10 protein-coding genes and 10 tRNA genes are annotated in these 12,714 nt (G+C 39.9%); 17 read left to right on the forward strand and 3 right to left on the reverse strand.

What is annotated here, in order from left to right:
- Nucleotide 1: 1 nt before the first annotated feature.
- Nucleotides 2-1,258, reverse strand: coding sequence for a glutamyl-tRNA reductase (gene hemA / locus H5116_RS04560; protein WP_024594740.1), 1,257 nt, complete (start codon nucleotides 1,256-1,258; stop codon nucleotides 2-4).
- 83 nt (nucleotides 1,259-1,341) lie between these two features.
- Here hemA and lolB point away from each other — a divergent pair, with 83 nt between their 5' ends.
- The 16 genes from lolB (at nucleotide 1,342) to H5116_RS04640 (ending at nucleotide 8,024) form a co-directional block, all read left to right on the forward strand.
- Nucleotides 1,342-1,929, forward strand: coding sequence for a lipoprotein insertase outer membrane protein LolB (lolB, locus tag H5116_RS04565; protein ID WP_024594739.1), 588 nt, complete (start codon nucleotides 1,342-1,344; stop codon nucleotides 1,927-1,929).
- Between the two features lie 2 nt (nucleotides 1,930-1,931).
- Nucleotides 1,932-2,789 (forward strand): 4-(cytidine 5'-diphospho)-2-C-methyl-D-erythritol kinase, encoded by an 858-nt coding sequence (ispE, locus tag H5116_RS04570; protein ID WP_154903382.1) that lies wholly within the window; start codon nucleotides 1,932-1,934, stop codon nucleotides 2,787-2,789.
- Nucleotides 2,790-2,877: 88 nt separating this feature from the next.
- Nucleotides 2,878-3,825 carry a ribose-phosphate pyrophosphokinase gene (locus H5116_RS04575; RefSeq protein ID WP_002958550.1) on the forward strand — a complete coding sequence of 316 codons (948 nt, stop codon included), beginning with the start codon at nucleotides 2,878-2,880 and terminating at the stop codon, nucleotides 3,823-3,825.
- 149 nt (nucleotides 3,826-3,974) lie between these two features.
- A complete protein-coding gene (locus H5116_RS04580) occupies nucleotides 3,975-4,586 on the forward strand; it encodes a 50S ribosomal protein L25/general stress protein Ctc (RefSeq protein ID WP_002958549.1) in 612 nt (203 codons plus the stop codon).
- A 19-nt stretch (nucleotides 4,587-4,605) separates the two neighbouring features.
- Complete coding sequence (gene pth / locus H5116_RS04585; protein WP_182715643.1) at nucleotides 4,606-5,190, forward strand: aminoacyl-tRNA hydrolase; 585 nt, start codon at nucleotides 4,606-4,608, stop codon at nucleotides 5,188-5,190.
- Nucleotides 5,191-5,243: 53 nt separating this feature from the next.
- Nucleotides 5,244-6,335 carry a redox-regulated ATPase YchF gene (gene ychF / locus H5116_RS04590; protein ID WP_002958547.1) on the forward strand — a complete coding sequence of 364 codons (1,092 nt, stop codon included), beginning with the start codon at nucleotides 5,244-5,246 and terminating at the stop codon, nucleotides 6,333-6,335.
- Between the two features lie 455 nt (nucleotides 6,336-6,790).
- Nucleotides 6,791-6,867, forward strand: a tRNA-Met gene (locus tag H5116_RS04595).
- 46 nt (nucleotides 6,868-6,913) lie between these two features.
- Nucleotides 6,914-6,998 (forward strand) — tRNA-Leu (locus tag H5116_RS04600).
- A 39-nt stretch (nucleotides 6,999-7,037) separates the two neighbouring features.
- Nucleotides 7,038-7,112 (forward strand) — tRNA-Gln (locus H5116_RS04605).
- 5 nt (nucleotides 7,113-7,117) lie between these two features.
- Nucleotides 7,118-7,194 (forward strand) — tRNA-Met (locus tag H5116_RS04610).
- 89 nt (nucleotides 7,195-7,283) lie between these two features.
- Nucleotides 7,284-7,368: transfer RNA gene (locus H5116_RS04615), tRNA-Leu, on the forward strand.
- Nucleotides 7,369-7,408: 40 nt separating this feature from the next.
- Nucleotides 7,409-7,483, forward strand: a tRNA-Gln gene (locus H5116_RS04620).
- A 71-nt stretch (nucleotides 7,484-7,554) separates the two neighbouring features.
- Nucleotides 7,555-7,639 (forward strand) — tRNA-Leu (locus H5116_RS04625).
- A 39-nt stretch (nucleotides 7,640-7,678) separates the two neighbouring features.
- Nucleotides 7,679-7,753, forward strand: a tRNA-Gln gene (locus H5116_RS04630).
- A 71-nt stretch (nucleotides 7,754-7,824) separates the two neighbouring features.
- Nucleotides 7,825-7,909 (forward strand) — tRNA-Leu (locus H5116_RS04635).
- Nucleotides 7,910-7,949: 40 nt separating this feature from the next.
- Nucleotides 7,950-8,024, forward strand: a tRNA-Gln gene (locus tag H5116_RS04640).
- Nucleotides 8,025-8,065: 41 nt separating this feature from the next.
- Here H5116_RS04640 and H5116_RS04645 read toward each other — a convergent pair.
- Together H5116_RS04645 and H5116_RS04650 are read right to left on the reverse strand one after the other, a co-directional pair.
- Entirely contained in the window at nucleotides 8,066-9,649 is a 1,584-nt protein-coding gene (locus H5116_RS04645; protein WP_182715644.1) for a bifunctional diguanylate cyclase/phosphodiesterase, read from the reverse strand.
- A gap of 154 nt (nucleotides 9,650-9,803) precedes the next feature.
- Nucleotides 9,804-10,973, reverse strand: a complete 1,170-nt coding sequence (locus H5116_RS04650; protein ID WP_259395060.1) for an FAD-dependent monooxygenase — start codon at nucleotides 10,971-10,973, stop codon at nucleotides 9,804-9,806.
- 256 nt (nucleotides 10,974-11,229) lie between these two features.
- On the opposite strand from H5116_RS04650, the gene miaB reads away from it, so the two are divergent.
- Nucleotides 11,230-12,678, forward strand: a complete 1,449-nt coding sequence (gene miaB / locus H5116_RS04655; protein ID WP_002958544.1) for a tRNA (N6-isopentenyl adenosine(37)-C2)-methylthiotransferase MiaB — start codon at nucleotides 11,230-11,232, stop codon at nucleotides 12,676-12,678.
- Nucleotides 12,679-12,714: the final 36 nt, after the last annotated feature.

Consider the following 12,714-nt stretch of genomic DNA (forward strand, 5'->3'; position numbering starts at 1 on the left):
GTTATTCCTGATCAATACCTAACATTTTTTTCAACTGGTTTAGCTGCGCCACTTCACCTTTTTTCGCTGCATCTTGTATTGCACGGGTAGGCGCGTGCATTAAGCGATTGGTTAATTTATTGGCGAGCTCTAATATAATTTTTTCTGCATCTTTACCTGTATTGAGCTGACTAACAGCACGCTCTACAAGTTCAGACTTAATTGTTTGTACATCGTTTCGATAATGGCGGATTAAATCTACCGAATCGAGTGAACGCATCCACATTGCAAATTCTTTGGTGCGTTCAGTAATAATTATTTGCGCTTGCTGTGCAGCTTGCTCGCGCGCTGCCATATTCTCGCTTACAATGGTTTGTAAGTCATCAACGGAATATAAATAGGCAGCATCGAGCTCCCCAACTTGGCTTTCTATATCACGCGGAACCGCTATATCTATAAATAGCATAGGTTTGTGACGTCGCTGCTTTAGCGCCTGCTCAACCACCCCTTTACCAATAATAGGCAAAGTGCTGGCTGTAGAACTAATCACTATATCGGCTTTATGCAAACGCTCAGGCAATTGCGCCAAAGCAATCACATCTGCCGACACTTCATCAGCTAAGTTACGAGCTCGCTCAATAGTTCTATTTGCAACAGTGATATTTTGAGGCTCATTTTGGTATAAATGTTTAGCAACCAATTCAATGGTTTCACCAGCGCCAATTAATAACACATTGGTCTTATCAAGCTTGCCATAAATATGCTTTGCCAAGTTAACTGCAGCAAACGCTACCGATACCGCACTTGCGCCAATATCGGTTTCAGTTCTAACTTGTTTCGCTACTGAAAATGTTTTTTGAAACAACCTATCAAACGTAACACCTACTGCATCGTGGTTTTTAGCACTAAAAAACGATTGTTTTATTTGCCCCAAAATTTGCGGTTCGCCCAACACCAAAGAATCCAACCCACACGCCACGCGCATTAAGTGATTAATAGCATCGTTATCTTCGTAGCAATAAGTGTTTTTGCTCAGTTCATGTTCATCCAAACCATGGAAACTGGCAAGCCAGCTCAACAGTGTTTGGGAATTTTGCTGAGCGAGGCTACAATAGATCTCGGTTCGATTGCAGGTAGACACAATAACCGCTTCATTAAAGTCGGCATGGCCACTTAATTGTTGCAACGCCTCTGAAATTTGCTCAGGCGAAAAAGCCACTTTTTCACGTAATTCTACGGATGCGGTTTTGTGATTTATACCTAGTGCTATTATGGTCATATTTGCCAAATATTGCTGAGCCCTACTTCAAAGGCGGTAATTTTACCAAAAATCAGCGGAATATGGAAAGTAAGGAACAACATTTGATTCGACAATATTTGATTTTATTCATGTTTTTTTTGTTTTTAGGTGGCTGTGCTCATCAAATTGATACAAAAACAACACTTTATGATGATTGGAAACCACGTTTAGCTGCTCAAAAAACTTGGCAAGTAGAAGGTAAACTTGCATTTATTAGCCCAGAAGAGCGTCAATCTGCAAACTTAAATTGGCAGCAAACAACAAATTCCAATAATTTAATACTGACTACTTTTATTGGTACTCGTATTTTGTCGCTTAAACAAACAGCTAACGGTGCTGAATTAGAGTTTGACGGTGAACAATACTTTGATACTAACGCTGCAGAGCTTTTAAAACGATTAACGGGTTTTACACTACCGGTTGATAATGCCGATAACTGGCTTAAAGGCACTATTGACGATGAAAGTTTAATTGTTGATGAGCTTGGGCGTGCAAAGCAAGTATTATGGTTTGATAATACAGGCAAAAAATGGCAAATAGATTATGGCGCCTATGTACAAAACGCAGGTTACTGGTTACCTACTAAACTGACGTTAAAGCACCAACAAATAAAAATTAAAATTCAACTATACGATTGGCAGTTTAAATAAGTATGAATAACAAAACCTCTTTTTCACTTATTGCTCCGGCAAAACTCAATTTATTTTTACATATTAATGCTCGCCGAGAAGATGGCTATCATGAACTTGAAACCTTATTTACTTTTTTAAATTTTGGCGATGAGCTGCATTTTGAGTTAACAACAGATGGGAGTATTTCTGTCGGTGGTGATACTAAAGACATCCCTCTAAATGATAATCTCATCTATAAAGCGGCTTTATTATTACAAACACACTGTAAAACCTCTTTGGGTGTAAAAATAAATTTAATTAAGCGCTTGCCGATGGGGGGCGGTGTTGGAGGAGGTTCATCTGACGCAGCGAGTACTTTATTAGCCCTAAATAAGTTATGGAAATTGGCACTAAATTTAGAAACACTAGCACAATTGGGGCTCAAGTTAGGGGCAGATGTTCCAGTGTTCATACAAGGTCAAAGCGCCATAGCGCACGGTATTGGTGAAAAACTACACCACGTAACACTTGAACAAAAATGGTACTGCGTTGTACACCCTAACCAACATGTAAGTACCGCAAAAATATTTACACATCCAGATTTAAAACGCGACACACCAAAAATAATAGGCGACTGGAAACACCATACTTTGACCAACGATTGTGAGCCTTTAGTTAAAAAGCTTTGCCCCGAGGTTGAAAAAACCCTCCAGTGGTTGCTAAAATACGCACCGTCGAAGATGACCGGAACAGGTTCATGTTGTTTTGTCGAATTTGCTAGCCAAGTTCAAGCACAAGATGTACTTGAAAATCTCCCCCATACTTGGCAGGGTTTTGTGGCTTCAAGCGCAAATGTCTCACCTGCTCATACGGAGTTAACCGCCATATTCGATCAATGAAGTAACGTACAAGTAATCATAAGTTAACCCGCAGTGAAATTTATCATTGCCCGTTAGTCCAAATATTCAGTGCCTGAGGAACCCTACCGTGCCTGACATGAAGCTCTTCGCTGGTAACGCAACACCTGAGTTAGCTCAAAAAGTTGCAAAACGTTTATATATTGAATTAGGCGATGCTGTTGTTGGCCGTTTTAGCGACGGTGAGATCAGTGTTCAAATAAATGAAAATGTTCGTGGCTCGGACGTTTTTATCTTGCAATCAACCTGTGCCCCTACAAACGATAACCTGATGGAACTTATCGTTATGGTTGATGCTCTACGTCGTGCATCTGCAGGTCGTATTACTGCCGTCATTCCTTATTTTGGTTATGCGCGCCAAGACCGTCGTGTACGTTCTGCTCGTGTTCCAATTACCGCTAAAGTTGTTGCAGATTTCTTATCAAGTGTTGGTGTTGACCGTGTTCTTACGGTTGATTTACACGCTGAACAAATCCAAGGCTTCTTTGATGTACCTGTAGATAACGTATTTGGCAGCCCTGTATTACTTGAAGATATGAAAGAACGCGACTTTGAAGACGTCGTTGTTGTATCTCCAGATATCGGTGGTGTTGTACGTGCTCGTGCAATTGCAAAACTACTAAACGATACCGATTTAGCAATCATTGATAAACGTCGCCCTCAAGCAAATGTTTCTCAAGTAATGCACATTATTGGTGACGTTGAAGGTCGTGATTGTATTATCGTAGATGATATGATTGATACCGGTGGTACATTGTGTAAAGCCGCAGAAGCACTTAAAGAACATGGCGCTAAGCGTGTATTTGCATACGCAACGCACCCTATCCTTTCAGGTAAAGCAGCCGAAAACTTACGTGACTCAATGATTGATGAAGTAATTGTAACTGACTCAATTCCGCTATCTGATGAGCTTAAAGCCCTTGATAAAGTTAAGGTACTTACGCTTGCTGACATGTTAGCAGAGACTATTCGTCGTATTAGTAACGAAGAATCTATCTCAGCGATGTTTGAACACTAAAATTAAACATTCCTGAATATAAAAGCGCCTTTTGGCGCTTTTTTTGTAAGCGATGTTTATTTTATCTGGGCGTGGTGGTATGATAGCGCGCCTTTTGGCTAGGGACCTTGGTCGCAAAGGCCCTACACATTTAAATAACTGGAGACATCATGTCTAACAAAACTTATACGTATAACGCTGAACTTCGCGTAGAAACTGGTACTGGTGCGAGCCGCCGCCTACGTCGCGAAGACAAAGTTCCTGCAATCCTTTACGGAGCTGATAAAGAAGCTTTATCTCTTACTTTTGCTCATAAAGATATGATCAAAGCTCAAGAAGACGAAGGTTTCTACACGCATATCCTTACGCTTAACGTTGATGGCGAAGCTGTTGAAGTAATCTTAAAAGATATCCAACGTCACCCATTCAAGCCTAAGCTTACTCACCTTGATTTCCAACGTGTAGATGCTACTCATAAATTTCAAACTAAAGTTCCTCTACACTTCATCGGTGAAGAGATTGTAACTAAAGCTGGCGCAACTGTTGTTCACCAGTTAACTGAAGTTGAAATTACGTGTCTTCCAAAAGCACTTCCAGAATTCATTGAAGTAGATGTTTCTAAGTTTGTTGTTGGCGATTCAGTTCATATCTCTGACCTAACTTTCCCTAAAGGCGTTAGCTCTGTAGATTTAGCTAAAGGCGAAGGCCATGATCAGTCTATCCTGACTATCAAAGCAAACAAAGCAGCTCCAGTTGAAGACGACGCTGCAGCAGCAGAATAATATTTAAGGTCTCGCAACCTTGAATTCTATTCAAATGCTTGTGGGCCTGGCTAATCCAGGCCCCGAATACGCAAACACACGCCACAATGCAGGTGCTTGGTTCATCGAGCAAATCGCTGCACGCTATAACTGCACTCTAAAACACGATCCTAAATATCACGGCCTTACAGGCAAAGTGATCATTCAAGGCCAAGAATTCAAATTATTGATCCCCACTACTTACATGAATTTAAGTGGTAAAGCGGTCAGTAGTTTAGCTAATTTTTTCAAAATCCCTGTCGAGGACATTTTAGTTGCCCATGACGAATTGGATTTAGACCCAGGCGTTGCCAAATTAAAAAAAGGTGGCGGGCATGGCGGTCATAATGGTTTAAAAGACATTATTGCAAAAATGGCAAATCAAAAAGACTTTATGCGCTTGCGCATTGGTGTAGGTCATCCGGGGCATCGTGAAATGGTAACTGGTTGGGTGCTTGGAAAAGCGGCCAAAAAAGACCAAGAAAAAATGGATGCTGCTGTTGATGAAGCAGTTCGTTGCATGGAAATACTTGCAAAAGATGGTGTGTTAAAAGCACAAAACAGACTACATTCGTTTAAACCCTAGTAACTTGGGTCCAAGTACACCGTTTAAACGAATTCTAAACAAGGTATCTTACTATGGGTTTTAAATGTGGCATCGTTGGCTTGCCTAACGTAGGTAAATCAACGCTTTTCAATGCACTAACTAAAGCGGGTATTGAAGCCGCTAACTTTCCTTTTTGTACCATTGAGCCTAATACAGGTGTGGTACCTGTGCCAGATCCTCGTCTAGACGAACTTGCTAAAATTGTTAATCCTCAACGAGTTCTTACCACTAGTATGGAATTTGTAGACATTGCTGGCTTGGTAAAGGGCGCATCTAAAGGTGAAGGCCTTGGTAACCAGTTTTTAGCTAACATTCGTGAAACCGATGCAATTGGCCACGTAGTTCGCTGTTTTGAAGATGAAAACATCATACACGTAGCAGGCACTATTGACCCTGCTGACGATATTGACGTAATCAACACTGAGTTAGTACTTGCTGATATGGATAGCGCTGAAAAAGCCCTTTTCCGTAACGCAAAAAAAGCAAAAGGTGGTGATAAAGACGCCAAAGAGCAAAATGCCGTACTTGAAAAAGTAAAAGTGCATCTTGATGAAGGCTTAACTTTACGCGCTTTAGCATTAACTAAAGAAGAAAAAGCAGCAATCAGCTCTATCAACTTCTTAACTATTAAACCAACTATGTATATTGCAAACGTTGCTGAAGATGGTTTTGAAAATAATCCATACCTTGACCGTGTACGCGCTATTGCTGCAGCAGAAGATGCGATTGTTGTTCCTGTATGTGCTGCTATCGAATCTGAGCTTTCAGAATTAGATGACGAAGACAAGCTTGAGTTTATGGCTGATCTTGGCTTAGAAGAGCCCGGCCTTAATCTTGTTATTCGTGGTGGTTATGAATTACTACAATTACAAACTTATTTCACTGCGGGTGTTAAAGAAGTGCGTGCATGGACAATCCCTGTAGGTGCAACAGCGCCACAAGCAGCGGGTAAAATCCATACCGACTTCGAGCGTGGCTTTATTCGTGCGCAAACGATTGCTTTTGACGACTTTGTTGCCTTTAAAGGTGAAAGCGGCGCAAAAGAAGCAGGTAAGATGCGTCAAGAAGGTAAAGAGTACATCGTTAAAGACGGCGATGTAATGAACTTCTTGTTCAACGTATAAGTCAAATGAAACCAAGTTAGTATTGGTAATAATTTTAAAGGCTCGTTTTTACGAGCCTTTTTTGTACCTCCAACGTTATAAACTTATAAAATTGATTTAGCCCCAACCTAAATGCCTACGTTTAATTTAAAAAAACACACTGCGCAGAAGATCAAACCTCAATAATAAGTACCTCTTAAACAAATTAATGTTAAGATTTAACCAGAGCGTAATAATTTGTCGAATAATCAAACAGCTTCAAACTATTGGTTTTTGCTTTTTTTATTTAGCGACAAATTTTGTATGTGAATTGCACTCAAAAAATCATCATTTTTATTAAAATTTAGCCGCTTAGCTTAATTTTCCTGCAAACAAACACAGTTAAGTGTTTTTTTGCAAAAAAGGTGTTGACGAATTTGGGTCATATCAGCATAATACGCCCCGCACTCAGCGATGAAGTGCTAACAAAAAAAGATGGCTAAGTAGCTCAGCTGGTTAGAGCACATCACTCATAATGATGGGGTCACAGGTTCAAATCCCGTCTTAGCCACCATATTTTTTTGTTGCTCAATGAAGAGTTTAAAATAACTACCTTGTGTGCGGGAGTGGCGGAATTGGTAGACGCGCTGGATTTAGGTTCCAGTATCTTAGGATGTGAGAGTTCAAGTCTCTCCTTCCGCACCATAATTCTTGATAAGAATTAAAACTATCAATTGTTATTGTTGGGATATCGCCAAGCGGTAAGGCACCAGGTTTTGATCCTGGCATTCCCAGGTTCAAATCCTGGTATCCCAGCCAACAATGGCTAAGTAGCTCAGCTGGTTAGAGCACATCACTCATAATGATGGGGTCACAGGTTCAAATCCCGTCTTAGCCACCATTTCTATTTTTAGAAGTGGCTCTGCAAGAGTTAAATTGCACTCAATGAAGAGTCTAAAATAGCTACCTGTGTTTTATAACACAAACGATGCGGGAGTGGCGGAATTGGTAGACGCGCTGGATTTAGGTTCCAGTAACTTCGGTTGTGAGAGTTCAAGTCTCTCTTTCCGCACCATGTTCTTGATACGAACTAAAAATATCAATTAATTCTTTGTTGGGATATCGCCAAGCGGTAAGGCACCAGGTTTTGATCCTGGCATTCCCAGGTTCAAATCCTGGTATCCCAGCCAACTTCTTCTACCAAGGAAAGTTGGATAAAAGAATGACTCTTGCTTAGAGTTTAAATGAGCAAATTAGTGATGCGGGAGTGGCGGAATTGGTAGACGCGCTGGATTTAGGTTCCAGTATCTTAGGATGTGAGAGTTCAAGTCTCTCCTTCCGCACCATGTTCTGATAAGAACTAAAATTATAAAAGAATTCTTTGTTGGGATATCGCCAAGCGGTAAGGCACCAGGTTTTGATCCTGGCATTCCCAGGTTCAAATCCTGGTATCCCAGCCAACTTCTTCTACCAAGGAAAGTTGAATAAAAGAATTACTCTAGCTTAGAGGTTAAATGAGCACATTAGTGATGCGGGAGTGGCGGAATTGGTAGACGCGCTGGATTTAGGTTCCAGTATCTTAGGATGTGAGAGTTCAAGTCTCTCCTTCCGCACCATGTTCTTATTAAGAACTAAAATTAATATCAAATTTATAGTTGGGATATCGCCAAGCGGTAAGGCACCAGGTTTTGATCCTGGCATTCCCAGGTTCAAATCCTGGTATCCCAGCCAATTTGACTTCCTCCTCTAAAACTTCTCAATATTCATTAAATTCAGCTTACTTTTTCTGTACTTAAATATACATTTATAAATTCGTCTATATCTATTGGTTTGCTATATAAATACCCTTGTAAATAATCACAGTTCATACTCAATAGCGCTTGCTCTACTTCTTTGGTTTCTATTCCTTCAGCTACTACATCGCAATTTAATCGGCTCGCCAAAAACAACGTAGATTCTACAATAGCGTAATCAGGCGGATTAATGAGCATATCTTTGATAAACGATTGATCTATTTTTATCTGGTTTATGGGCAACTCCCTTAATAACGACAGTGACGAAAATCCCGTACCAAAATCATCAACACTAAATTTAAATCCACGCATACTTAACTGCTGCATCATTTTTCTTGCTGCGGGTATGTTTGTCATCATTGCCCCTTCTGTAATTTCAAATATTAGTGAATCACTTAAAGTCGGATCAGTAGTAAGTAAGCTAATTATAAATTCGTAAAACTCGCTGCTTTCAATATCTTTCGTTGATAAGTTGACATGAATAGTACCGGTAAACCCAAACAGTTTAAGTTTTCTAATATGGTTAACTGCTTCTTGTACAACCCATTTCGATAAAACAAAAATTAGCCCTGTACGCTCAGCTACACTTATAAACTTTTCAGGACTAATAAAGCTACCATCAGCTTGCGGCCATCGGATCAGCGCTTCTAGGCCATGCAATTGAATATCTTTGGAGTTCATTATTGGTTGTAAATAAAGCTCGAACTCACCTTTGTGTAACGCGGCTTTAATTTTGACTGATAAATCAAAAAAGTCCTCAGCTCGTTTACCTATTTCAGATGAGTAATTTACTAAAGGTTGAAATGTCTTTTTTGCTTCATGCAGTGCCAAGTTGGCTTTTTTTAGTAACTGGTCGGGTAATCGGCTATCATCTGGGAAACGGCTTACGCCTATACTTAATTGTATTTTAACCATTTGCTCATGTGTACAAAACGGAGCTTTGACGGCTGAGTTTATAATATTTACACAGTGAACCATGCTTTCATCAGTATCGGTATTCAGTAAGAACGCAAACTCATCCCCCCCTATTCGATATAACTTAGCAATGCCACATAGTTCTTTGCTTAACTTATTAGCAAAAGCAGCCAGTAGTTGATCACCACATTGATGACCAAACGCATCATTAATTTGTTTAAAATTATTTAAATCAATATAAAATAATGCAAATGAAGAAGGGTAATCGACTTGTTTACTCAAGGATTTAAAAAAGTTATTGCGATTGGGTAAGGTTGTTAAGTTATCGTGCTCAGTTTGATATTTTTGATACTGCGTTGCTTGCTCTATTTTAAGGATGCTTTTTAAACTCAGTTTGACAACTAAGAAAACAAACCCTGCACCACCAAATAATATTGTGGCAACTGCATTTCTTATTATTGGTGCCGTATCGTAATTTGAAAAGTAATAAAGTATCCACCAATACCCTAAAATAAAACAGACAATAGCGCATAACAGTACACTCCACGCTCTTTGCGATGTTTTTTTACAAACTTTAAAGGTTGTTTTTAAGCTAGCAACTAGCAGTAGCGCACCTAAAATAATTATTACTGAAAAAAAATTATCCACACATAGGCTCTTTAAAATTATTAAATTGCGGTTTAGTGATATAACCCTAGTCAAATTAAAATTTTATTTAATATAACTGGGTCACTATTTGTCCACTTAAAAACAGACATAAAAAAAGGCTCATAAATGAGCCTTTTTAATCTCTACTTTAAATTTAGCCTAAATCACCGCTAATTGCGTATTTTAAAACCCAGTTTTTTATAGGGCCTGTATTATTAGCCATTTTTAAAAACTGGCTACGTGCCCATTTAAGTGGCGCAACTTGGTTAGAAAAGCCAAAGTAACACGCGTCCATCATGCTCATCATTAATAAATTAGCTTTACGGCGAGCTCGCTCGTATTCTTTAAGCGTTATCGGGCACCCTATACCCCCTGCATTGTCTAAAACTTCAGCAAGTGCCACTACATCCTGAAAACCTAAATTAACGCCCTGCCCTGCAAGGGGATTTATTGTATGTGCAGCGTCACCGACTAAAACTAAGCGCCCTTGTGAATAGTTGTTAGCATGTTGGCGAGTAAGCGGAAATATTGCATGGGTTTGTACTTCAAAGTCTCCAGCAAGTTCAGGAAATTTATTAAGTATGTGCATTTTTAGCTCAGCTGGGTTTAGCCCTTTAAATGCTTGCAGTGTATTTGCATCATCGTACCAAATTAAATTAGCGTATGGTGCCTGCATTGGCAAAAATGCGAGTGGCCCACTTGGCGTAAACTGCTGCCATGTTTTAATTTGTTGCGGCGCATCGAGTTTAATTAATACCCCCATGCAATGCTGCTGATACTGCCAGCCGGTAATTCCTATATTAGCTTTAGCACGCAGCTGCGATTGTCCGCCATCGGCTGCAATCACTAAATCAGCGGTATAGGTTTGAGCTCCATACACAAGCGTAATTAAATCATCCGTTTGCTCTATTTTAGTAATAGGCGTGGCTTGCTCAATAACCTCAATTTTATAATGATCAAATTGCTGCCATAAACTTGCTTGAATTAAACTATTTTCAATTAAGTGGCCTAAATGCGTGGTGTTTATATCGGCGCAGTCAAACAATAAATTATCACCACCGCGCTCAAATGCCTCTAATTGCTGATAAGGCGCTATGCGGTTTTGTCTTAAAAGCGGCATTGCTCCTAATTCATCAAGTAAATTTTCTGAAAAACGATTAATAGCCGACACTCTAATATCAACCTTATCACTACTAAGAATCTGTGATGGGTCTATTAGGTGTTTTTCGATTATGCGTACGCCAAAGCCCTGTTGAGCAAGCTTTATCGCCATAGCCGCGCCAACCATGCCACCACCAACTACTATCACATTATTTTTAGTCATGTTTTTCATCATTTTATTATTACTTGAATCTGTTTTGATTGTATCAAAATTAATTTGTTTTATACCAGAGGATATCCCTAACTGCTGATTAAACTCGCCTCGTATTGATTTGAGATCACAAACATGAAAACTATACTTGGATCTGGACGGGTATCCAGCTAAAATACGCCTCCTTTAAGTGAGCATGCTTGCTCCTTAATCCTGTTTCAAGCACATTTTTGTGCCACTATCGAATTGAACACGAGGCTATATTTCAATGAGCAAAAAGCTGCATATTAAAACCTGGGGTTGTCAGATGAACGAATACGACTCTCAGAAAATGGCTGAACTTTTAGATGCCACCAACGGCTACCAGCTAACTGAAGATGCAACAGATGCCGACGTAATCTTACTTAACACCTGTTCAATTCGTGAAAAAGCACAAGAAAAAGTATTTCACCAATTAGGTCGCTGGAAGTTATTAAAAGACGACAAGCCAGATTTAATCATTGGTGTAGGTGGTTGTGTTGCCTCACAAGAAGGTGACTCTATTCGCCAACGTGCACCATTTGTAGATGTTATTTTTGGTCCGCAAACGCTACACCGTTTACCAGAAATGATTAAACAAGTGCAAGGCGACAAAGGCTCATCGGTTGTTGATATTTCATTCCCAGAGATTGAAAAATTTGACCGCCTGCCAGAGCCAAAAGCAGATGGCCCATCTGCTTTCGTATCAATTATGGAAGGCTGTTCTAAGTACTGTACTTTTTGTGTTGTACCTTATACCCGCGGTGAAGAAGTTAGTCGCCCAGTAGATGACGTACTACTTGAAGTTGCACAACTTGCAGAGCAAGGCGTACGAGAAGTAAATCTTTTAGGTCAAAACGTAAATGCATACCGCGGCGATACGCACGATGGCGAAATTTGTTACTTCTCTGATTTAATTCGTCTTATTGCAGCTATTGATGGTATTGACCGTATTCGTTACACCACATCGCACCCGGTAGAATTTACCCCAGATATAATCGACGTTTACGCCGATGTACCAGAGCTTGTAGATCACTTACATTTACCAGTACAAAGTGGTTCAGACCGTATATTAAACCTAATGAAACGTGGCCATACGGCAATTGAATACAAATCGACAATTCGTAAGTTACGTAAAATTCGTCCTAACTTAAGTATGTCGTCAGATTTCATTATTGGTTTCCCAGGCGAAAGCAAAGAAGACTTTGAAGCAACCATGAAGCTTATTAGCGACATAGGTTTTGATATGAGCTTTAGCTTTATTTACAGCGCACGCCCAGGTACGCCAGCGGCAGATTTGCCGGATGACGTAACAGAGCAAGAGAAAAAAGAGCGCTTATACTTACTACAAAACCGTATTACACAAATGGCGCAGCAAATTAGTCGTCAAATGTTCGATACAGAGCAACGTATACTTGTTGAAGGTCCTTCTAAGAAGAACCCTATGGAATTACGTGGCCGTACAGAAAACAACCGTGTAGTAAACTTTGTTGGCCCGCACACAGTGATCGGACAGTTTGTTGATGTACGTATTACCGAAGCACTACCTAACTCTTTACGTGGTGACTTAATTCGTACAGAATCAGAAATGAACTTACGACGTGAAGTAGCTCCTTCAGCTATTTTAACTAAAGCTGCAGCTGCAGAGCCAAAACCAGACACTGTTAACGAAATTGGCGTAGCTACTTTCGTTCCTTAGTCACACAATTAGCGCCAGTTAACGCTGGCGCAGTAC

It is taken from the genome of Pseudoalteromonas sp. SG45-2, from assembly GCF_014164115.1.
Lineage (GTDB): Bacteria > Pseudomonadota > Gammaproteobacteria > Enterobacterales > Alteromonadaceae > Pseudoalteromonas > Pseudoalteromonas distincta.